Source organism: Pseudomonas sp. KH_040 (genome assembly GCF_057839305.1).
Genome location: NZ_CM174487.1, coordinates 661,662 through 683,351, shown reverse-complemented (window position 1 = coordinate 683,351; position 21,690 = coordinate 661,662). Strand labels below are relative to the sequence as shown.

23 protein-coding genes are annotated in these 21,690 nt (G+C 60.5%); 15 read left to right on the top strand and 8 right to left on the bottom strand.

The genetic code is table 11. The features are described from left to right. Positions 1-116: 116 nt before the first annotated feature. From urtA to ureC, 11 genes are all read left to right on the top strand, one after another. Positions 117-1,382 (top strand): urea ABC transporter substrate-binding protein, encoded by a 1,266-nt coding sequence (gene urtA, locus AC3IUF_RS02980; RefSeq protein WP_007914554.1) that lies wholly within the window; start codon positions 117-119, stop codon positions 1,380-1,382. A gap of 330 nt (positions 1,383-1,712) precedes the next feature. After that, the gene (gene urtB, locus AC3IUF_RS02975) at positions 1,713-3,215 is read left to right on the top strand and encodes an urea ABC transporter permease subunit UrtB (protein WP_489280322.1); all 1,503 of its coding nucleotides are present in this window, start codon (positions 1,713-1,715) and stop codon (positions 3,213-3,215) included. Continuing rightward, a complete protein-coding gene (gene urtC, locus AC3IUF_RS02970) occupies positions 3,215-4,294 on the top strand; it encodes an urea ABC transporter permease subunit UrtC (protein WP_007918912.1) in 1,080 nt (359 codons plus the stop codon). Before urtB ends, urtC begins: the two co-directional genes overlap by 1 nt. Next, positions 4,291-5,160, top strand: a complete 870-nt coding sequence (gene urtD, locus AC3IUF_RS02965; protein ID WP_007918913.1) for an urea ABC transporter ATP-binding protein UrtD — start codon at positions 4,291-4,293, stop codon at positions 5,158-5,160. The genes urtC and urtD overlap by 4 nt, the downstream gene beginning before the upstream one ends. Before the next feature lie 143 nt (positions 5,161-5,303). After that, a complete protein-coding gene (urtE, locus tag AC3IUF_RS02960) occupies positions 5,304-6,002 on the top strand; it encodes an urea ABC transporter ATP-binding subunit UrtE (protein WP_007918914.1) in 699 nt (232 codons plus the stop codon). A gap of 43 nt (positions 6,003-6,045) precedes the next feature. Continuing rightward, positions 6,046-6,885: an urease accessory protein UreD gene (locus AC3IUF_RS02955; protein WP_489280320.1), complete on the top strand. Its 840-nt coding sequence runs from the start codon at positions 6,046-6,048 to the stop codon at positions 6,883-6,885. Positions 6,886-7,429: 544 nt separating this feature from the next. After that, positions 7,430-7,732 (top strand): urease subunit gamma, encoded by a 303-nt coding sequence (gene ureA, locus AC3IUF_RS02950; protein ID WP_003221215.1) that lies wholly within the window; start codon positions 7,430-7,432, stop codon positions 7,730-7,732. Positions 7,733-7,741: 9 nt separating this feature from the next. Next, positions 7,742-8,275 (top strand): GNAT family N-acetyltransferase, encoded by a 534-nt coding sequence (locus AC3IUF_RS02945; protein ID WP_007915950.1) that lies wholly within the window; start codon positions 7,742-7,744, stop codon positions 8,273-8,275. Between the two features lie 5 nt (positions 8,276-8,280). Next, a complete protein-coding gene (locus AC3IUF_RS02940) occupies positions 8,281-8,814 on the top strand; it encodes a GNAT family N-acetyltransferase (protein ID WP_016984790.1) in 534 nt (177 codons plus the stop codon). Then, positions 8,814-9,119: an urease subunit beta gene (locus AC3IUF_RS02935; protein ID WP_007915947.1), complete on the top strand. Its 306-nt coding sequence runs from the start codon at positions 8,814-8,816 to the stop codon at positions 9,117-9,119. The genes AC3IUF_RS02940 and AC3IUF_RS02935 overlap by 1 nt, the downstream gene beginning before the upstream one ends. 294 nt (positions 9,120-9,413) lie before the next feature. Continuing rightward, positions 9,414-11,114: an urease subunit alpha gene (ureC, locus tag AC3IUF_RS02930; protein ID WP_099757867.1), complete on the top strand. Its 1,701-nt coding sequence runs from the start codon at positions 9,414-9,416 to the stop codon at positions 11,112-11,114. 188 nt (positions 11,115-11,302) lie between these two features. Here ureC and AC3IUF_RS02925 read toward each other — a convergent pair whose 3' ends face one another. After that, a complete protein-coding gene (locus AC3IUF_RS02925) occupies positions 11,303-11,608 on the bottom strand; it encodes a chaperone modulator CbpM (RefSeq protein ID WP_016984795.1) in 306 nt (101 codons plus the stop codon). Positions 11,609-11,631: 23 nt separating this feature from the next. After that, on the bottom strand, positions 11,632-12,582 hold the full coding sequence (locus AC3IUF_RS02920; RefSeq protein WP_007915937.1) for a DnaJ C-terminal domain-containing protein: 951 nt from the start codon (positions 12,580-12,582) through the stop codon (positions 11,632-11,634). Between the two features lie 292 nt (positions 12,583-12,874). Here AC3IUF_RS02920 and AC3IUF_RS02915 point away from each other — a divergent pair, with 292 nt between their 5' ends. After that, positions 12,875-14,149, top strand: coding sequence for an Hsp70 family protein (locus AC3IUF_RS02915; RefSeq protein ID WP_489280317.1), 1,275 nt, complete (start codon positions 12,875-12,877; stop codon positions 14,147-14,149). Between the two features lie 135 nt (positions 14,150-14,284). Here the strand turns inward: AC3IUF_RS02915 and AC3IUF_RS02910 are convergent, their stop codons facing one another. The 3 genes from AC3IUF_RS02910 to AC3IUF_RS02900 all read right to left on the bottom strand — a co-directional run bounded on the left by AC3IUF_RS02910 (position 14,285) and on the right by AC3IUF_RS02900 (position 16,879). Further along, positions 14,285-15,298 carry an AI-2E family transporter gene (locus tag AC3IUF_RS02910; RefSeq protein WP_007915933.1) on the bottom strand — a complete coding sequence of 338 codons (1,014 nt, stop codon included), beginning with the start codon at positions 15,296-15,298 and terminating at the stop codon, positions 14,285-14,287. A gap of 417 nt (positions 15,299-15,715) precedes the next feature. Next, positions 15,716-16,021 carry a PsiF family protein gene (locus AC3IUF_RS02905; protein WP_007915930.1) on the bottom strand — a complete coding sequence of 102 codons (306 nt, stop codon included), beginning with the start codon at positions 16,019-16,021 and terminating at the stop codon, positions 15,716-15,718. Between the two features lie 63 nt (positions 16,022-16,084). Further along, on the bottom strand, positions 16,085-16,879 hold the full coding sequence (locus AC3IUF_RS02900) for an AraC family transcriptional regulator (RefSeq protein WP_016985402.1): 795 nt from the start codon (positions 16,877-16,879) through the stop codon (positions 16,085-16,087). A 96-nt stretch (positions 16,880-16,975) separates the two neighbouring features. On the opposite strand from AC3IUF_RS02900, the gene AC3IUF_RS02895 reads away from it, so the two are divergent. Continuing rightward, positions 16,976-17,863 (top strand): DMT family transporter, encoded by an 888-nt coding sequence (locus AC3IUF_RS02895; RefSeq protein WP_095121883.1) that lies wholly within the window; start codon positions 16,976-16,978, stop codon positions 17,861-17,863. 109 nt (positions 17,864-17,972) lie between these two features. Here AC3IUF_RS02895 and AC3IUF_RS02890 read toward each other — a convergent pair whose 3' ends face one another. The 3 genes from AC3IUF_RS02890 to AC3IUF_RS02880 form a co-directional block, all read right to left on the bottom strand. Beyond that, positions 17,973-18,851: an alpha/beta fold hydrolase gene (locus AC3IUF_RS02890; protein ID WP_489280314.1), complete on the bottom strand. Its 879-nt coding sequence runs from the start codon at positions 18,849-18,851 to the stop codon at positions 17,973-17,975. 91 nt (positions 18,852-18,942) lie between these two features. After that, positions 18,943-19,248 carry a DMT family transporter gene (locus AC3IUF_RS02885; RefSeq protein ID WP_095113522.1) on the bottom strand — a complete coding sequence of 102 codons (306 nt, stop codon included), beginning with the start codon at positions 19,246-19,248 and terminating at the stop codon, positions 18,943-18,945. Beyond that, positions 19,249-19,887, bottom strand: coding sequence for an FMN-dependent NADH-azoreductase (locus AC3IUF_RS02880; RefSeq protein WP_095113521.1), 639 nt, complete (start codon positions 19,885-19,887; stop codon positions 19,249-19,251). It lies immediately after the preceding gene. 108 nt (positions 19,888-19,995) lie between these two features. Here AC3IUF_RS02880 and AC3IUF_RS02875 point away from each other — a divergent pair, with 108 nt between their 5' ends. Both AC3IUF_RS02875 and AC3IUF_RS02870 read left to right on the top strand, forming a co-directional pair. Further along, on the top strand, positions 19,996-20,925 hold the full coding sequence (locus tag AC3IUF_RS02875) for a LysR substrate-binding domain-containing protein (protein ID WP_176472347.1): 930 nt from the start codon (positions 19,996-19,998) through the stop codon (positions 20,923-20,925). A gap of 90 nt (positions 20,926-21,015) precedes the next feature. Continuing rightward, positions 21,016-21,549, top strand: coding sequence for a ferritin-like domain-containing protein (locus AC3IUF_RS02870; protein WP_007915920.1), 534 nt, complete (start codon positions 21,016-21,018; stop codon positions 21,547-21,549). Positions 21,550-21,690 lie beyond the last annotated feature (141 nt).

The following is a 21,690-nucleotide window of genomic DNA, read 5'->3' as shown; positions in this document are numbered from 1 at the left end:
GCTCTAACACGACATTTTCTTGCCAAAACCCGACCGGGCACAGCCCTTGCAAAACACCCTTCAGTCGTCCGCATCTGCCAACCAAAAAAACTTCAAACGTTCATGGAGATCGCACAATGAAGCGTCGCAGTTTGATCAAGGCTTTCACACTCACGGCATCCATTGCCGCGATGGGCATGACCTGGACTGTCCAGGCCGCCGAGACCATCAAGGTCGGGATTCTGCATTCGTTGTCCGGCACCATGGCGATCTCCGAAACGTCGCTCAAAGACATGGCGCTGATGACCATCGACGAGATCAACGCCAAGGGCGGTGTGAACGGCAAGATGCTTGAGCCGGTGGTGGTCGACCCGGCGTCGAACTGGCCGCTGTTCGCCGAAAAGGGCCGGCAGTTGCTGACCCAGGACAAGGTCGCCGTGGTGTTCGGCTGCTGGACCTCGGTGTCGCGCAAATCGGTATTGCCGGTGTTCGAAGAGCTCAATGGCCTGTTGTTCTATCCGGTGCAATACGAAGGCGAAGAGATGTCGCCGAACGTCTTCTACACCGGCGCCGCGCCTAACCAGCAGGCGATCCCGGCGGTTGAATACCTGATGAGTGAAGAAGGCGGCAGCGCCAAGCGCTACTTCCTGCTCGGTACCGACTACGTCTACCCGCGCACCACCAACAAGATCCTGCGCTCGTTCCTGCATTCCAAAGGCGTCGCCGACAAAGACATCGAAGAGGTCTACACGCCGTTTGGTCACAGCGACTATCAAACCATCGTCGCCAACATCAAAAAATTCTCCGCCGGTGGCAAGACTGCGGTCATCTCGACCGTCAACGGCGACTCCAACGTGCCGTTCTATAAAGAGCTGGCCAACCAGGGTCTGAAAGCCACCGACGTACCGGTTGTAGCGTTCTCGGTCGGCGAAGAAGAACTGCGCGGCATCGACACCAAACCGCTGGTGGGCAACCTCGCGGCGTGGAACTACTTCGAGTCGGTGGAGAACCCGCAGAACAAGAAATTCGTCGCTGACTGGAAGGCCTACGCGAAGAAACACAACCTGCCGGGCGCCGACAAAGCCGTGACCAACGACCCGATGGAGGCTACTTACGTCGGCATCCACATGTGGGCGCAAGCAGTTGAAAAAGCCAAATCCACTGACGTCGACAAAGTCCGCGAAGCCCTTGCCGGCCAGACTTTCGCGGCGCCGTCGGGCTACACCTTGACCATGGACAAGACCAATCACCACCTGCACAAACCGGTGATGATCGGCGAGATTCAGGCTGATGGTCAGTTCAACGTGGTGTGGCAGACCGAAGGGCCGATCCGTGCGCAACCGTGGAGCCCGTTCATTCAGGGCAACGACAAGAAGCCGGATTATGCGGTGAAGAGCAACTGAGGCGGATTCAGTTTTTGAGGCGGGCTTTAGATTCCCCCCCTCACCCCAGCCCTCTCCCTCAGGGAGAGGGGGAAAGGGAGCCGATCTTCATGCCTTTCAAAGCCTGAGTTCGGCTCGAATTCGCAGGTCGCAGCACATCGTTCAAACACCTCGGTCAGTCCCCTCAATTTCAAGAGGGAGAGGGGGAAAGGGAGCCGATCTTCATGCTTTTCAAAGCCTGAGTTCGACTCGAATTCGCAGGTCGCAGCACATCGTCCAGACACCTCGGTCAGTCCCCTCTCCCTCTGGGAGAGGGTTAGGGTGAGGGGGCGGTTGAACAGGACACCACTAATGCCCACTGCCATACACCGCTTTCTCATAGCCATCGCACTATTGCTGCCAATGCTGGCCCATGCCGGCGACGCCGAAGACTTCGTCGCGGCCAATCCTGTGCAGCAAGCCAAACTGCTGGAAACCTGGGCCGCGCAGCCCGACCCGGCGCGTATCGAATTGCTCAACGCCCTGCAACAAGGCGAGCTGACGATCGACGGCCAACCGAAAACCCTGCGCCTGAACAATCGCCTGCGGGGTCTGATCGACACCGCCATGGCCAGCCATCAATTGCTCGCTGCCGACGCCAAAATCCGTCTGACTGCCGCGCAGCAATTGCAGAAAAGCGCGAAACCCGCGCAGCTGAAATTCCTCGACCAGCAACTGGCTGGCGAAAAAGATGAAAGCGTCCGTGCCGCCCTGAGCCTGGCGCTGGCCAATCTGCAACTGGTCGACACTGATCCGGCCGTACGACTCGCGGCGGTGCGATTGCTTGGCGAAACCGGCGATCCACTGGCGCGCACGCGCCTCGAAGGTTTGCTCGAACCCGGCGTCGAAGCCGATGCCGGCGTACGCACGGCGGCCGAAACCAGCCTCGCCCAAGTCAAACGCAAACTGCTGATCGGCGAGATCCTCGGCCAGGCGTTCAGCGGCATGTCGCTCGGTTCGATTCTGCTGTTGGCAGCGCTCGGTCTGGCGATCACCTTCGGCCTGCTCGGCGTGATCAACATGGCCCACGGCGAAATGCTGATGCTCGGTGCCTACTCGACCTACGTGGTGCAGTTGATGTTCCAGCGTTACGCACCGCAAGCGATCGAGTTCTACCCGTTGATCGCGCTGCCGGTGGCGTTCTTTGTCACGGCGGCGATCGGCATGGCGCTAGAGCGCACGGTGATTCGCCACCTCTACGGCCGCCCACTGGAAACCTTGCTCGCCACCTGGGGCATCAGCCTGATGCTGATTCAACTGGTGCGCCTGTTGTTCGGCGCGCAGAACGTTGAAGTGGCCAACCCGGCATGGCTGTCAGGCGGGATTCAGGTTTTGCCAAATCTGGTGCTGCCGTACAACCGCATCGTGATCATCGCCTTCGCATTGTTCGTCGTCGTGCTGACGTGGCTGCTGCTGAATAAAACCCGCCTCGGCCTCAATGTCCGTGCCGTTACCCAGAACCGCAACATGGCCGCCTGCTGTGGCGTGCCGACCGGTCGCGTGGACATGCTCGCCTTCGGCCTCGGCTCGGGCATCGCCGGCCTCGGCGGCGTGGCGCTGAGCCAGATCGGTAACGTCGGCCCGGACCTCGGCCAGAGCTACATCATCGACTCGTTCCTGGTGGTGGTGCTCGGCGGCGTCGGCCAGTTGGCCGGTAGCGTGTTCGCGGCGTTCGGCCTGGGCATCGCCAACAAGATTCTTGAACCGCAGATCGGTGCGGTGCTTGGCAAGATCCTGATCCTCGCGCTGATCATTCTGTTTATCCAGAAACGTCCGCAAGGCCTCTTCGCACTGAAAGGACGGGTGATCGACTGATGAACCAGCCTCTGTTAGTCACGGCCACGCAAAAGGCCGGGCCGAAAATCACCCTCGCGATTGGCGCGGTAATCCTCGCTCTGCTGATCGCCCTGCCGCTGCTGTCGTTATTGTCGCCCGACAATGCGCTGCACATCTCGGCGTACACGCTGACGCTGGTTGGCAAAATCCTCTGCTACGCCATCGTCGCCCTGGCGCTGGATCTGGTCTGGGGTTACGCCGGTTTGCTGTCGCTGGGTCACGGCCTGTTCTTCGCTCTCGGCGGTTATGCGATGGGCATGTACCTGATGCGTCAGGCCGCCGGCGATGGCTTGCCGGCGTTCATGACCTTTCTGTCGTGGAGCGAATTGCCGTGGTACTGGACCGGCACCAGCAACTTTATCTGGGCGATGTGTCTGGTGGTGTTGGCGCCGGGATTGCTGGCGCTGGTCTTCGGTTTCTTCGCTTTCCGTTCGCGGATCAAAGGCGTGTATTTCTCGATCATGACCCAGGCCCTGACCTTTGCCGGCATGCTTCTGTTTTTCCGCAATGAGACCGGGTTTGGTGGCAACAATGGCTTCACCAATTTCCGCACGATTCTCGGTTTCGGCATCACTGAACCGGGGACCCGCGCGGTGCTGTTTCTGGCCACGGTGTTGCTGCTGGTGGCGAGTCTGTTCATCGGCTGGCGCCTGGCGCAGAGCAAGTTCGGTCGTGTGCTGACGGCGTTGCGCGATGCGGAAAACCGCTTGATGTTCTGCGGCTACGACCCGCGCGGTTTCAAGCTGTTCGTGTGGGTGTTGAGTGCGGTGTTGTGTGGCCTGGCCGGGGCGTTGTACGTGCCGCAAGTGGGCATCATCAACCCGAGCGAAATGTCGCCAACCAACTCCATCGAAGCAGCGGTATGGGTTGCCCTTGGCGGTCGCGGCACGCTGATCGGCCCGCTGCTCGGCGCCGGTGTGGTCAACGGCATGAAGAGCTGGTTCACCGTGGCCTTCCCGGAATACTGGCTGTTCTTTCTCGGCGCGCTGTTCATCGTCGTGACGCTGTACCTGCCCAAAGGCGTGATCGGTCTGCTGAAGAAACGAGGTGAACAATGAGAGTCACGGCGAGCGCTGAATTCATGCTGGAACCGGCCTTCTTTCCCGTCGAACCGAACAAGGACGCCGGCACCAGCCGCGACTCGATCGGCCTCGGCCAGCGCGTCGGCCCGGGCCTCGACACCCGTCACGGCACGATCCTCACGCTGGAAGACATCAGCGTCAGCTTCGATGGCTTTCGTGCGCTGAACAATCTCAACCTGTACATCGGCGTCGGCGAATTGCGCTGCATCATCGGCCCTAACGGCGCGGGTAAAACCACGCTGATGGACGTGATCACCGGCAAGACTCGGCCGAGTCACGGCAAAGCCTGGTTCGGCGAAACGCTGGATCTGACTCAAATGAGTGAAGTGCAAATCGCTCAGGCCGGCATCGGCCGCAAGTTTCAGAAGCCGACGGTGTTCGAGGCGCTGAGCGTGTTTGAAAACCTGGAACTGGCGCAGAAAACCGACAAGTCGGTGTGGGCCAGTTTGCGTGCGCGCTTGAGCGGCGAGCAAAAAGATCGAATCAGCGAAGTGCTGGAGACGATTCGCCTGACCACCTCGGTCAATCGTCAGGCAGGCTTGCTCTCCCACGGTCAGAAGCAGTTTCTCGAGATCGGCATGTTGCTGATGCAGGATCCGCAATTGCTCCTGCTCGATGAGCCGGTGGCGGGTATGACCGATGCGGAAACCGAGTTCACGGCTGAACTGTTCAAGTCGCTGGCGGGCAAGCATTCGCTGATGGTGGTGGAGCATGACATGGGCTTTGTCGGCTCGATTGCCGACCACGTCACCGTATTGCATCAGGGCAGCGTTCTGGCGGAAGGCTCACTTGAGCAGGTGCAGGAAAACGAGCGCGTGATTGAGGTTTACCTCGGCCGCTGAAGCTGCAAACACTCATCAAAACTGTGGGAGCTGGCTTGCCAGCGATGAGGCCGGCACATCCAGCATTAATGCCGACTGATCCACCGCTATCGCTGGCAAGCCAGCTCCCACAGGGTTCTGTGTGCAACAGGGAGAATTTGGAAATGCTGCAAGTCGACAAGCTGCACCAGTACTACGGCGGTAGCCACATCCTGCGTGGCCTCTCGTTCGACGTGAAAGTCGGCGAAGTCACCTGCCTGCTCGGCCGTAACGGTGTCGGCAAAACCACCCTGCTCAAATGCCTGATGGGCCTGCTGCCGGCCAAAGAAGGCGTAGTCAATTGGGAAGGCAAACCGATCACCACGTTCAAGCCACACCAGCGGGTTCACGCCGGGATCGCCTATGTGCCGCAGGGCCGCGAGATCTTCGGACGCCTGACGGTGGAAGAGAATCTGTTGATGGGCCTGTCGCGTTTTCCCGGCAGTGAAGCCAAGGAAGTCCCAAGTTTCATCTACGAACTGTTCCCGGTGCTGCTACAAATGAAGCAGCGTCGCGGCGGTGATCTTTCCGGCGGTCAGCAACAGCAGTTGGCGATTGGTCGCGCATTGGCCAGTCGTCCGCGTTTATTGATCCTCGACGAGCCTACCGAAGGCATTCAACCTTCGGTGATCAAGGAGATCGGCGCGGTGATCAAGAAACTCGCGGCGCGCGGTGATATGGCGATTCTGCTGGTTGAGCAGTTCTACGATTTCGCCGCGGAACTGGCCGATCAATACCTGGTGATGTCCCGGGGCGAGATCGTCCAGCAGGGTCGCGGTGAAAATATGGAGGCCGAGGGTGTACGCGGGCTGGTAACGATCTAGTACAACGAATTAATCTGTAGCTTCCTAACGATAATTACACACCATGAATTCGACTGTTGCACCTGCCCTGTTTACCCCGAGCTGGCACGCCGCGCTGGAACTCGCTTATGCCCGTTTCGGCGACTGCACGCGCCCGGTCATGCGCCGACACCTCGGGCCGCTGCGGGTGCAAAAGCACCTGTACGCCGAAGGCCCTGAAGTCTGTCAGCACATCATCGTCCACCCGCCGGGCGGGATTGCCGGCGGTGATCGGCTGGACATCAGCGCGCGCGTCGAAGCCGACGCCTGGGCGCAGATCACCAGCCCCGGTGCCGCCAAGTGGTATCGCGCGGGTGGGCCGGCGTATCAAAAACTGGATTTGAAAGTGGCAGCCGGCGGGACGCTGGAATGGCTGCCGCAGGAAACCATCGTCTATAGCGCCGCGCAGGCTGAGCTGAGCACTTCGATTGAACTTGAGGGTGATGCACGGCTGTTTTACTGGGATGTGGTGGCGCTGGGTCGCCCGGCCAGTGGCGAACGTTTTGACCACGGGCATTTTCAGGCGCACCTGGATATTCGCCGCGATGGCCGATTGCTCTGGCACGAGCGCCAGCGCATTGTCGGTGATGACGGTTTGCTTGATTCGCCGATCGGGCTGGATGGCAATCCGGTGTTTGCGACGTTGTTGGTGACCGGTGAGATTGAGGCTGAGTTGCTGGAGCGCTGCCGCTCGCTGGATCACCACGTTCGCGGGGATTTGACGCAATTGCCGGGACTTTTGGTTGCCCGTTGTCTGGCCAGTGAAGCGTTGCTCGCACGGGCCTGGCTCATCGAGTTATGGCGCTTGCTGCGTCCGGTGCTTCTGGATCGCGAGGCGGTGTCACCGAGAATATGGAACACCTGAAAGCAACCCTCACCCCCCGCCCTCTCCCGGAGGGAGAGGGAGCCCGACCGAGTCGTTTGAAATGAATTTAACTGACTGAACGAATACCGCTGACTGAACCGGCCATTGAAAACAACCGAGATCAGTCCCCTCTCCTTCGCAAGAGGGAGCCTGACCGAGTCGCTTGAAATGAATTTAACTGACTGAACGAATACCGCTGACTGAACCGGCCATTGAAAACAACCGAGATCAGTCCCCTCTCCTTCGCAAGAGGGAGCCTGACCGAGTCGCTTGAAATGAATTTAACTGACTGAACGAATACCGCTGACTGAACCGGCCATTGCAAACAACCGAGATCAGTCCCCTCTCCCTCGCAAGAGGGAGCCTGACCGAGTCGCTTGAAATGAATTTAACTGACTGAACGAATACCGCTGACTGAACCGGCCATTGAAAACAACCGAGATCAGTCCCCTCTCCTTCGGGAGAGGGCTAGGGTGAGGGGCTGCTCCAACTGGCACCCCACACCGGCAAGAACCTCACAAATCTGCCCTGATGGAACCCCACAATGGACCTGACCCCACGCGAAAAAGACAAGCTGCTGATCTTCACCGCCGGCCTCGTCGCCGAGCGGCGTCTGGCGCGCGGCGTGAAACTCAATTACCCGGAAGCCATGGCCTACATCTCCGCCGCTCTGCTTGAAGGCGCGCGTGACGGCCAGACCGTGGCCGAGCTGATGCACTACGGCACCACCCTGCTCAGCCGTGAACAAGTGATGGAAGGCATCCCGGAAATGATCCCGGAGATCCAGGTCGAAGCGACGTTCCCCGACGGCACCAAACTGGTCACCGTCCACCAACCGATCGTCTGAGGCTACGCCATGACTTACACCATTCGCGACGCCGTCCACGCCGACCTGCCGGCGATCCGCGACATCTACAACGATGCCGTAATCAACACCACGGCGATCTGGAATGAACAGGCCGTCGACCTCGGCAACCGCCAGGCGTGGTTCAGCGCGCGTCAGGCCCAGGCCTATCCGATTCTGGTAATCATCGACGGTGACAACAGCGTACTCGGCTACGCTTCATTCGGTGACTGGCGGCCGTTCGACGGCTTTCGCCATACCGTCGAACACTCGGTTTATGTGCGCAGCGACCAGCGCGGCAATGGCCTCGGCCCGCAATTGATGGCAGCGCTGATCGAGCGCGCCAGAACCTGCGACAAACACGTGATGGTCGCCGCCATCGAAAGCGGCAACGCCGCCTCGATTCGCCTGCACGAGCGCGCCGGTTTCAGCATCACCGGGCAGATGCCGCAGGTCGGCACCAAGTTCGGCCGCTGGCTCGACCTGACCTTCATGCAACTGACCCTCAACCCTGGCGCGGAGCCGCCTGACGCCAACAAGGAGTGACACCGATGAACGCCGCCCAACTGCGCCGCGTCAATGCTGAAAGTTTTGCCCACTACCGTCAGGGCCTGATTGATCTGCTGCTTGATGCGGTCGGTTACGGCGCCAGTGTCGGCTTCATGGCCGACCTCGATGCGGCTCAGGCGCGCGCCTATTTCGATGAGGTGCAGGACAACGTCAACAAAGGCAGCGTGCTGCTCTGGGTGGTGGTCAAGGACGAGCAGGTGCTGGCCAGTGTGCAACTGGGCCTGTGTCAGAAGGCTAACGGTCTCAACCGCGCCGAGGTGCAGAAACTGCTGGTGCGCGAACACGCACGGCGTCGCGGTCTCGGTCAGCAATTGATGAGTGCGCTGGAACTCGAAGCGCCCAAACACAAGCGCGGCATGCTCTACCTCGACACCGAGGCCGGCTCGCCCGCCGAAGATTTCTACAAGGCGTTGGGTTACACCCGCGCGGGCCAGATTCCCGATTACGCCTGCGACCCGCACGGCACCTATCGACCGACCGCCCTCTATTACAAGATTCTGCAAGGAGCCCAGTGATGATTCCTGGCGAGTACCAGATCCAGCCCGGCGACATCGAACTCAACGTCGGCCGTCGCACCGTCAGCCTGAAAGTCGCCAACAGCGGCGACCGGCCGATCCAGGTCGGTTCGCACTATCACTTTTTTGAAACCAATGACGCGCTGACCTTTGATCGTGCAGCGAGCCGTGGCATGCGCCTGAATATTCCGGCGGGGACGGCGGTGCGCTTCGAGCCGGGGCAGAGTCGCGAAGTCGAGCTGGTCGATTACGCCGGGCATCGGCGGGTGTTCGGGTTTGCCGGACGGGTCATGGGTGATCTCTGATATCGGCGTGCACCGCTGCCCCTCACCCCAGCCCTCTCCCGAGGGAGAGGGAGCCGATCACCGACAGCCGCCCCACCGTGAACAGTCCCCTCTGCGGAGCCGATCACCGATAGCCGACCCACCGCGAACAGTCCCCTCTGCGGAGCTGATCACCGATAGCCGACCCACCGCGAACAGTCCCCTCTGCGGAGCTGATCACCGATAGCCGGCCCACCGCGCACAGTCCCCTCTCCCTCTGGGAGAGGGCTAGGGTGAGGGTCGATGGCTCACCACTATTTTCCTGAAGGACGCAGCATGAAGATTTCCCGTCAAGCCTACGCCGACATGTTCGGCCCCACCGTCGGCGACAAGGTGCGCCTGGCCGACACCGAGCTGTGGATCGAAGTCGAACAAGACTTCACCACCTATGGCGAAGAAGTGAAGTTCGGTGGCGGCAAAGTCATCCGCGACGGCCAGGGCCAAAGCCAACTGCTCGCGGCCGAAGTCGTCGACACGCTGATCACCAACGCGCTGATCATCGACCACTGGGGCATCGTCAAAGCCGACGTCGGCCTCAAGGACGGGCGCATCGCCGCGATCGGCAAGGCCGGCAACCCCGACGTGCAGCCGAACGTGACCATCGCCATCGGCGCCGGCACCGAAGTGATCGCCGGCGAAGGCATGATCCTCACCGCCGGCGGCATCGATACGCACATCCACTTCATCTGCCCGCAGCAGATCGAAGAAGCGCTGATGAGCGGCGTCACCACCATGATCGGCGGCGGCACCGGACCTGCCACCGGCACCAACGCCACCACCTGCACCTCCGGGCCTTGGCACCTGGCCCGCATGCTCCAGGCCGCCGACGCCTTCCCGATGAACATCGGCCTCACCGGCAAAGGCAACGCCAGCCTGCCGGAGCCGTTGATCGAGCAGGTCAAGGCCGGCGCCATCGGCTTGAAATTGCACGAAGACTGGGGCACCACCCCGGCGAGCATCGACAACTGCCTGAGCGTCGCCGATCAGTTCGACGTGCAGGTGGCGATCCACACCGACACCCTCAACGAATCCGGTTTCGTCGAAACCACCCTCGGCGCGTTCAAGGGCCGCACCATTCACACCTATCACACCGAAGGTGCCGGTGGCGGTCACGCACCGGACATCATCAAGGCCTGCGGCTTCCCTAACGTATTGCCGAGCTCGACCAACCCGACCCGGCCGTTCACCCGCAACACCATCGACGAACACCTCGACATGCTGATGGTCTGCCACCACCTCGACCCGAGCATTGCCGAAGACGTCGCGTTCGCCGAAAGCCGCATCCGCCGCGAAACGATTGCCGCCGAAGACATTCTTCACGACCTCGGCGCATTCTCGATGATCAGCTCCGACAGCCAGGCCATGGGCCGCGTCGGCGAAGTCATCACGCGCACCTGGCAGACCGCCGACAAGATGAAAAAACAGCGCGGCCCACTGCCGCAGGACGGCGCAGGCAACGACAACTTCCGCGCCAAACGCTACATCGCCAAATACACGATCAACCCGGCGATCACCCATGGCATCAGCCATGAAGTCGGTTCGATCGAAGTCGGCAAATGGGCGGATCTGGTGCTGTGGCGCCCGGCATTCTTTGGTGTGAAACCGACGCTGATCCTCAAGGGCGGTGCAATTGCCGCCAGCCTGATGGGCGATGCCAACGCCTCGATTCCGACACCGCAACCGGTGCACTACCGCCCGATGTTCGCCAGCTACGGCGGCTCGCTGCATGCCACTAGCCTGACCTTTATCAGTCAGGCTGCGCAGGAAGCCGGGCTGCCGGAAGCGTTGGGTTTGAAGAAAAAGATTGGCGTAGTGAAGGGCTGCCGTGACGTGCAGAAAACCGATCTGATTCACAACGACTATCTGCCGAACATCGATGTTGATCCGCAGACCTATCAGGTCAAGGCTGACGGGGTGTTGCTGTGGTGTGAACCGGCGGAAACATTGCCGATGGCGCAGCGGTACTTTTTGTTCTGACCACAAAAAAAGGCCCTTCGGGGCCTTTTCAATGTTGAGTCAGAAACTCCGCGTTATCGTTCATCGCTGGCAAGCCAGCTCCCACAGGTTCTGCGCCGATCCGAGATCTACATTCCAACGCAAAACCCTGTGGGAGCTGGCTTGCCAGCGATAAGGCCAGCTCAGCCACAACAAGATTTTCAGGCTGACTACTCCACCACCAACCGCCCCAAACGCTGCCGCAACATACGGTTCTCGGCACGCAACTCACGCACCTCCTCCAGCAGGTCCAGCGCCAGCGCAACGCCCTCCCACTCCAGTTCCAGATCACGGCGCAACTTCGCCGCCCGTTTGGCCAACGCCAATTCGTAATCGGTGAAGCGCCACTCCCGGGGCTGCGCGCCCTGAGGTTCGAGGATGCCGTGCTCGACGATTTCGATCACGTAGACGTCCGACAAATCGGCCGCCTCACAGAATTCTGCCAGGTCCAGTTGAACGATCAGGGGGCTGCTCATGATGGGCTACTCCGTCGTCGAATTCAGAAGTTCTCGCGCGGGTTGAACGCGGCTTTCTTCGCCAGTTCCTGCCACAGCGCCTTGACCTCGTCGTCCGAGGTTTTCGGCATCACGGCTTTGAGCTGGACGAACAGGTAACCGCGCTCGCCCGCCTTGTTTTTCAGGCCATGACCTTTGGCGCGCATGCGTTGGCCGTTCTGGCTGCCGGCCGGCACCTTCAAGTTGATCTTGCCGGTCAGGGTCGGCACCGCCACTTCAGCCCCCAGCGCCAGTTCCCACGGTGCCAGCGGCAAGGTGATGATCAGGTTTTCGCCTTCAACATCGAATTTCGGGTGTGGCGCAAAACGAATGGTCAGGTACAGGTCGCCATTCGCCCCGCCACCGACGCCCGGTGCGCCCTGGCCTTTGAGGCGGATGCGTTCGCCGTCGGTCACGCCCGCCGGAATTTTCACGTTCAGGCTCTTGCTGGTATTGCTGACGTGCTGGCCGTTGGCGTTGTATTGCGGCACCTGGAAGGTGACTTTCTTCGATTCGTTAGCGAGCGTCTCCTCGAGGAAGATCGGCAGTTCCATTTCCACGTCTTGCCCTCGGCGCCCAGCACTGCGTTGTTGCCGACCTTCGCCGCCACCGAAACCGGGGCCGCGATTGCCGAAGATCGAACTGAAGAAGTCCGAGAAGTCGCCGGTGTCAGCACCGCCGCCGCCAAAGCCACCACGGCTCTGCCAGCCCGGTGGCCCCTGGAACGGCTGACCATGCTGGCCATAACGGCGCAGCTCGTCATATTCGGCGCGTTTGTCGGCGCTTTTCAGCGCTTCATAAGCTTCCGAGGCGTCTTTGAATTTGGCCTCGGCGTCTTTTTCCTTGCTGACATCGGGGTGGTATTTGCGCGCCAGCTTGCGATAGGCAGCCTTGATTGCCTTGTCGTCTGCTGTCGGCTCCACGCCGAGTATCTTGTAATAGTCTTTGAAGTCCATCGAAGGAATCACCGTCCGTTATCGATTTCGCGCCGATGCCAGCATGCGCCGATTCGCGCGTGCCAGGTTGACCGATCTCAAGGTTGTGACCGGGTGGCGCAGCAGAAGTTTATCGGCAGTGGACGGCGGTTCTTGCGACCGCCGGTGGTTCTGCCGGCCCATGCCAGCAAGTTTGGGGCAAAGCTTGAGGTTTCAAGGCAGTTTAGTCGTGAAATAGCAGATGACCGGCCTTCGATTCTGGCGCGCACTGACATACACTGCGCGGCCGTTTTTTTGACCGGAACCGAAAGACATGAAAGACGCCTCTCCAGCCCGTGCCTGCGGCATCGACTTCGGCACGTCCAACTCCACCGTCGGCTGGCTGCGCCCCGGCATGGAAACGATGATCGCGCTGGAAGACGACAAGATCACCCTGCCGTCGGTGGTCTTCTTCAACATCGAGGAACGCCGCCCGGTTTACGGCCGTCTGGCGCTGCACGAGTACCTGGAAGGCTACGAAGGCCGGCTGATGCGCTCGCTGAAAAGCCTGCTCGGTTCCAAGCTGATCAAGCACGACACCAGCGTGCTCGGCACGGCGATGCCGTTCAAGGACCTGCTCGGCCTGTTCATCGGCCAGTTGAAGAGCCGTGCGGAAACCGCCGCTGGTCGGGAATTCGAGCAGGTGGTGCTCGGGCGTCCGGTGTTCTTCGTCGATGACGATCCGCTGGCTGACCAGGAAGCGGAAGACACGCTGGTCGAAGTGGCGCGCAAGATCGGCTTCAAGGACGTGTCGTTCCAGTACGAACCGATCGCCGCCGCCTTCGACTACGAGTCGACCATCGAAAAAGAAGAGCTGGTGCTGATCGTCGACATCGGCGGTGGTACCTCCGACTTCTCGCTGGTGCGCCTGTCGCCCGAGCGTCGTGGCCTCGATAACCGTCACGATGACATCCTCGCCACCGGCGGTGTGCACATCGGCGGGACCGATTTCGACAAACAGCTGAGCCTGCAAGGTCTGATGCCGCTGTTCGGCTACGGCAGCCGCATGAAGAGCGGCGCCTACATGCCGACCAGCCACCACATGAACCTGGCGACCTGGCACACCATCAACTCGGTGTACTCGCAGAAATCCAGCCTGGCGCTGGGCAGCATGCGCTACGACATCGAAGACACTGGCGGCATCGATCGCCTGTTCAAGTTGATCGAACAACGCGCCGGGCACTGGCTGGCGATGGAAGTCGAAGAAACCAAGATCCAGCTGACCCACACCGACAGCCGCCATGTGCCGCTGGACCGGATCGAGGCCGGGCTGAGCGTGGAACTGACGCGCGCGCTGTTCGAGTCGGCGATCGACGCCTTGCTGGAGCGGGTACGCGGCAGCGTTACGCAGCTGTTGAACGATGCCGGTGTGGCGGTGGATCAGGTTGATACGGTGTTCTTCACCGGCGGTTCGAGCGGGATTCCGGCGCTGCGCAACAGCGTCTCGGCGATGCTGCCGAATGCCCGACATGTTGAAGGCAATATCTTTGGCAGCATTGGTAGCGGTCTGGCGATTGAAGCGATGAAGCGCTACGGGTCGATGGCCTGATCCAGAATCGGCGGCGCGCCATTCGCGAGCAGGCTCGCTCCCACAGTGGGTCGCATTTCAACTGAAGGAATGCGCTCAAAATGTGGGAGCGAGCCTGCTCGCGAAGAGGCCCGCTCAAGCGCTACAAGGCTTGGATCAAACCATCCCGCCCAACTTCAACTCACTCTTCAGGTACGCATAATAAATCGGCCCCGCCACCACTCCCGGCAAGCCGAACGCGGCCTCGAACACCAGCATCGCCAACAGCAACTCCCACGACTTGGCACTGATCTGCCCGCCAACGATGCGCGCGTTGAGAAAGTACTCGAGCTTGTGGATAAAAATCAGATAGCCCAGCGCGGCAATCGCCACCCAGATCGACAGTGACAGGCCGACGATGGTGATCAGCGTGTTCGACATCAGGTTGCCGATCACCGGCAACAGGCCGAGCAGGAAGGTCAGCACGATCAGGGTTTTGGTCAGTGGCAACTTGATGCCGAACATCGGCAGGATCACCGCGAGGAAGATCCCGGTGAAGAAGGTGTTGAGCAGGGAAATCTTGATCTGCGCGAAGACAATGTTGCGGAAGGCCTGCACCAGCAAGTGCAAGCGATCAAACAGGGCCGCAGCCAGCGGTTTGCGCTTGGTCACGTCGGGGATGCGCTGCAAGGCAATGATCGCGCCGAGCACCATGCCGATCAGCAGCGTGACGAACATGTGTGCGGCGTCTTTGCCGACCAGTTGCAGGTCGGACAGGTGCTTGCTCATCCACTCGCCAATCGCCACGCGAAACTCGGCAGCACTGGCCGGTAGATAGGCGTCGATGAACGGCGGCAATTGCCCGCGCGCGCGGTCGACCACACCCATGAATTTGTCGAGGGAAGCGCCGGGGTTTTCCGCTTCATGCAGGAGAAAACTGATCGCGCCGGCGAAGATCAACGCCAGCACACTCACCACCAAAGTGCCGAGCAACGCCACCGCCAGCCAACGCGCGCGGCGGCCTTCGATCAGCCGTTGCAGTTGCGGGGTGAGCATGTTGACCAGTTCAAATACCAATAGCCCGGCCAGCAGACTCGGCAACAAGCGCAACGGTAGCACCAGCAGCAAACCGCCGAAAATGATGATGCAACTGACCCAGAACACTACATGACGCTCAGAAAACGTTGGCATACAGCCTCAAAACGAACGGCGTAAAAGGATTGGCAGTCTGCCAGCGTTCCGGGGTGAGCACTAGAAATATGCGGTGCTTCAGGTCCCCTCACCCTAACCCTCTCCCAAGGGAGAGGGAACCGATCGAGGAATGGCGAAAAAATCCGGCGACCTGCCAGTCCTGTATTGAATCCAGAATCGGCCAGATAGTTCAGGTCGATGGATATCTGAAAACAACACGGTCAGTCCCCTCTTCCCTCCGGGAGAGGGGACTGATTGGGGGATGCTCTGGATACCCGGTGACCTGAAATAGCGCCATGGAATCCATAATCGACCGGTTTTTTCAGGTCGACGAGTTTCTTGAGACACCGCGGTCAGTCCCCTCTCCCTCTGGGAGAGGGTTAGGGTTAGGGTGAGGGCGCACCCCACAGAACCAGGTTATTTTTTCTTCAGGCAATCACTCATGAACGTCTTGCGCGCATCGCCGGTCAGGGCTTTGGTTTTCGCGTCGGCGTTGCAGGTTTTCATTTTTTCCTGCTGCGGGGTCAGGGCCTTGGCATCGTTGGCCGCTGGCGTTGCCTTGAGGCAGGTGCTCATGAAGGTTTTGCGCTCATCGCCTTTCAGACTCTTGGCGGTCGCATCGGCATTGCAGGTGGTCATTTTGTTCTGTTGCGCCGTGGCGGCGAAACCCTGGGAACACAGGAGCAAACCAATCATCAACAACGGCACACGCAACATCTTCATGGAGTTTTCTCCTTGTCGCCGCTCCGATGGGGGCGGCCTCTGCTGGAGTGTAGCCAAATCTTGTTACACCTTCCTGCCTTCCAGATGGCTACGGCGATACTGCTCCGGCGTGCAACCGGCCTGCCGCGCGAACATGGCGATAAATGCCGAGCCGCTGCTGTAACCAAGATCGAAGGCGATTTCCTGTACGCTGCGCGACGTCTCCAGCGCCTCGATTGCCGCGAGATAACGCAGACGCTGGCGCCACTCGCCGAAACTCATCCCCAACTCCCGAACGAATTGCCGGGCCAGCGTGCGCTCACTGACGTGCACTTGCAGCGCCCAATGCGCCAGCGGCTGATTGTTGCCCGGTTCGGCCTGCAAGGTTTCGAGGATTGCCAGCAACCCCGGACTGCTCGCGTACGGCAGATAACACTCATGCACTGGGGCCTGTTGCAGTTGATCGACCAACACCTGCGCCAGACGCTGATCGGCATCGAGTTCGGGAATCTTCACGTCGCGGGCGGCGAAGTCTTTGAGAATCGCCTTGAGAATGTCGCTGATCGCCAGCGTACAGGCGCGCTTCGGCAGTTCGGCGCAGACCTTGGGGTCGAGGCACACCGCGCGATAGTTGACCGGTTGATGGCTGTAGAAACTGTGCTCGACCTGCGGCGGTACCCACACCGCGTACTGTGGCGGTGACATGAAACGGCTGCCGTCGACGTCCATGTGCAGCACGCCATGAGCGGCGTACTCCAGCGTGCCCCACGGATGGCGATGCGGCGCGGCGTATTCATGGGCATTGAAGTCGGCGTAGCGGAAGTACACCGCCGATGGCAGTTCGCTGAAATCCAGCAGATCGATGTGTTTGCTGTTCATGCTGTCCGGTTTCAGAGGCAGGTTGTCCGGTTCGAAGTATAGGCCTGCATCCAGACAAGGGATAATCGCCCTTCATCAACGTAATGGTTTCAACTCATGCAATACGCGTTTCCGCTGCTGGCGATTTTTATCTGGGCCGGCAATACCGTGATCAACAAACTCGCGGTCGGGGCAATCTTCCCCGCCGAGATCGGTTTCTATCGCTGGCTCCTCGCCGGTTTGCTGTTCACCCCGTTCATGCTCAAAGCGGTGATCGCGCACTGGCCGCAGATCCGCCCGAACCTGGGCAAGATTTTCATCCTCGGCGTACTCGGCATGGCGGTGTATCAAAGCCTCGCCTACTTCGCCGCAACCCTGACCACCGCCACCAACATGGGCATCATCCTGTCGCTGATGCCGTTGATGTCGCTGGCCATGGCAATCATCAGTCTCGGTCAGCGCCTGACGGCGGGGGCCCTGGTCGGTGCGGTGTTGTCGTTTGCCGGTGTGCTGGTGGTGGTGTCCTCCGGCAGCCTCGGCGCTTTGCTGCAACACGGCGTGAACATGGGTGATGCGATGATGCTGATCGCGACCCTGGCGTATGCGATCTACAGCACTTTGCTGAAAAAATGGCAGTTGCGCCTGCCGCCGCTGGTGTTGCTGTATTTGCAGGTGCTGGTGGCGATTGTCGTGTTGTTTCCGCTATACGCAGCTTCGCCGAAGACCGGGCTGACTCTGCAGAACATTCCGCTGGTGCTGTATGCGTGCCTGCTGGCGTCGATGCTCGCGCCGCTGGCGTGGATGCAGGCTGTGCAGCGTCTGGGGCCGAGCCGCACGACGTTGTTCTTTAACCTGCTGCCATTGATTACCGCGCTGATTGCGGCGGTGGTGTTGAAGGAGCAGTTGGCGATGTATCACTTGGTGGGCGGGTTGTTGACATTGGGCGGGGTGATTCTTTCCGAGCGCTGGACGACCGTGTTGGGCCGCCGAATCAGCGTTGCCTGATGGAAAAGATCGCAGCCTGCGGCAGCTCCTACATGAGTTCGGGGCGTTCACAAAATCTGTGTTCGACACTGAACCCGTAGGAGCTGCCGCAGGCTGCGATCTTTTGATCCTAAAGGCCTGCAGCCTTCAGCCGCGCCGCATGCTCGACAAACAACCGCACCGGATCCGCGCCCTTACCCACCAGCCCCAGCGACTGGTTAACAATGTCGAAGTGATCCAGCGGATAGTCATCGCCAATCACCGTGCCCAGATGCGAGCTGTACCGTCCGACCATCCCATCGCACTGCCCCGGTTCACGCACAAACGTTTTCGCAAACAACCGGCAACTTCGATTCGTCCCGTCAAACAAATTCCCGCCACGATCAGTCTTGCCCGGCTGCAATGTCCCCGACCACGAGTAATAGCGCACACCGTTGACCTCTTCCGGCCCGTGCCCGCCCCACGTTTCCGGCAAGCCCTGTGGATAACGCTGGTTGAACAGCGCCACGCCCTCCGTCGTCAGTGATTGATGCGAGGCGTGAATATCCACCGGCAGTTTCGGCCCGTGGTAACCGGTTTCCATTAGCGCCATCAGCCAGCCGACAAAACGCAGCAATGCCTCAAGCACACGACCCTTGGCGCTGTCCGCCGGGTAATGTTTTTGCAGATAGTCGGCCAGTTCCGAACCATGATTCGGTCCGGCGACCGACGTCACCGAGGCCACCAGATCCGGCCGTTTCGCCGCCGCATAGCGCGCCGTCAGCGAGCCCTGACTGTGGCCGAACAGGTTGACCTTTTGTGCCCCGGTCTCGCGCAAGATCTCATCGATGCGCGCCAGCAACTGCTCGCCGCGCACCTCAGTCGAATGGAGCGGCGACACTTGCACCGCAATCACCGTCGCACCACCCCGGCGCAGTGCCTTGATGATGCCGTACCAGTACGGATAGAGCACCAGCCGGATAAACCCGAGCATTCCGGGCACCAACACCAATGGATAACGCGTCGACATGGGCAAACATCCTTGTGGTCGGTGAGTGGATGCCAGACGTGCAAAACGCCCGCCAAGCATCCTCCCTGATCATGACAACTCAACGACCAGCCTACTTCAGGCCCACCACCCCCGCCACAATCAGCCCTACCGAAACCAGTTTGACCAGCGTCAGGCTCTCACCCAACAGGGCAAAGCCGAGGAACACCGTGCCCAGCGAACCAATCGCGGTCCAGATCGGGTAGGCGATGCTCACCGGCAACTCACGCATCGCCAGGGTCAGGAAGTAGATCCCGCCGAGCGCCGCAATCACCGTGATCAACGAGGGCCACAGCCGGGTGAAGCCCTCGGCGTACTTCATGCCCATGGCGAAGGTCACTTCAAACCCGGCGGCGATCAGCAAGAACAGCCAGGCCACCTAGAACTCCCGGGCAAGGCTGAGCAAACGCTGCTCCGCCTCGGCCACCGATACCGCGAAAGTGCGTTCGGCGGACTCTTCGCCCTCGGCCGCGACCACGCTGACGTCATTGATGCCGATGAAACCCAGCGCCGTGCGCAACCATGGATCGGCGTGGTTCAAGGCTTCCAGTTCACCACCCGGACCGAAGCCGAAGCCACCGCGACTGGTGACGATCAAGGCTTTCTTGCCCTGCAACAAAGGCGTGTACTGGGCGACGCCATTGTCCAGCGTGTGATCGAAGGTCAGCCCCAGGCGCACGATCTGATCGACCCAGGCCTTGAGGCCGCTGGGCACGCTGAAGTTGTACATCGGTGTGGAAATCAGCAGCAGGTCGTGCTCGAACAACTCGCCGACCAATTGATCGCTCAGGGCCAGATCGGCCTGCATCGACAGTGGGCGTGCTTCAGGCTGTGGATAAAACGCGGCGGCGACAAAGGCTTCGTTGACCGCCGGAATCAGTGCCCGCCCGACCTCGCGGCGAGTCACTTGCGCCTGCGGATGACGCACCTGCCAGGCACTGAGAAAATGTTCCGCCAGACGCCGCGAATGGGAACGGTCGCCACGTGGGCTGGCATGGATCGCAAGAATTTTGCTCATCTGAAACTCCTTGAGGCTAGACTTGAGTTGGCGTGTCGTTGCAGATTGCAGGTGTCACCCCTAAGCCTCAAATGAGCAAAAGTCAGTCTGGATGAGTTTATTTCATCCATGGAGTTTTCAATGTTCGCCTCGCTGCCTCTCACCGCCCTGCGCGCTTTTGAATCGGCGTCACGGCTGCTCAGTTTCAAGGCTGCCGCCGAAGAACTGTCGGTCACGCCCACGGCGATTTCTCACCAGATCCGGTCGCTGGAAGACTGGCTCGGCCTCGCGTTGTTCGAACGCCTGCCACGCCAGGTGCGCCTGACCGAGGGCGGCGAGCGCCTGTTTCGCAGCCTGCACGGCGCATTGCTGGAAGTGGCGCAGAGCGTCGATACCCTGCGCCCGCAGCGCAACGCCAGCACGCTGACGCTATCGACCACCGCCGCGTTTGCCGCGCTGTGGCTGGTGCCGCGCCTCGGACGCTTTTATGCGCAGCATCCGAACATCAACGTGCGCCTCGACACCCACTGCGAAGTCATCGATCTGCATCAGGACGCCAGCGTCGATCTGGTGTTGCGCTACAGCCTCGACGACTACCCGAACCTGTACGGTCTGTGCCTGTTCGATGAATCGTTCGGCGTTTATGGCTCGCCCGAGCAAGTGGCGCTGGCCGCGCGGCGTACGCCAACGTTGATCAGCGTGCGCTGGCACAACTCGAAACTGTATGCCCATGGCTGGGAAGCGTGGTGCGCCAAGGCCGAGGAAAACTGGCTGAACCAGCAACCGGCGATCCGCGAATACGACGAAGAACATTACGCCCTGCAAGCGGCGATCGCCGGGCAAGGGCTGGTGCTGGCGAGCAATATTCTGGTGTCGGAGAGCGTCGCCAGCGGTTTGCTGGTGCCGTACAAGGGCGAGGTTCAGGTCGATGGCGCCGGTTACAGCGCGTTGTGTGTGCCGGGGCGTGAGCGGCATCCGCCGGTGCGGGCGTTTTTTGCCTGGTTGCGCGACGAAGCGCAGCGCTCGGGACTGGTGCCAAGGTCGCAGCAAATCGGGTAAAACTTTTTGCAACGCTCATGACTCACAGCTTAGGTAGCGACCGCGTCCGCAGAACGTGGCGACAATCGGATTAGCCTCCAGGAGATCGAAATGAGCGACGACCTGCATCTGTCAGATGTTCAAACCTTGCGCGACCGTGCGCGCCAACACGTCGAGAATGGCGCCGTCACCGAGGGCTACAGCGCCGACCGTGAAGAGGTGCTGCGCTTGCTCAATGAATCGCTGGCCACTGAACTGGTCTGCGTGCTGCGCTACAAGCGCCACTATTTCATGGCCAATGGCGTGAAAGCCCATGTGGCCGCCGAAGAGTTTCTCGAGCACGCCACCCAGGAAGCCGAGCACGCCGACCGTCTGGCCGAGCGCATCGTGCAATTAGGCGGCGAGCCTGAGTTCAACCCCGACCTGCTGTCGAAAATGTCCCACGCGCAATATGTGGCCGGCAACACCCTCAAAGAGATGGTCTACGAAGACCTCGTTGCCGAGCGGATCGCCATCGACAGCTATCGCGAGATCATTCAGTACATCGGCGAGAAAGACCCGACTACGCGGCGTATCTTCGAAGATATTCTGGCGCAGGAAGAAGAACATGCCGATGACATGGCTGACATCCTGAACGACCTGTAACCCCTGACGACTGATCGTTCCCACGCTCCGCGTGGGAATGCAGCCCGGCACGCTCCGCGTGCCTTTTTATTGCCGAACGCGGAGCGTCCGTTGAGGCATTCCCACGCAGAGCGTGGGAACGATCAGGAAATCGCCTTCGCG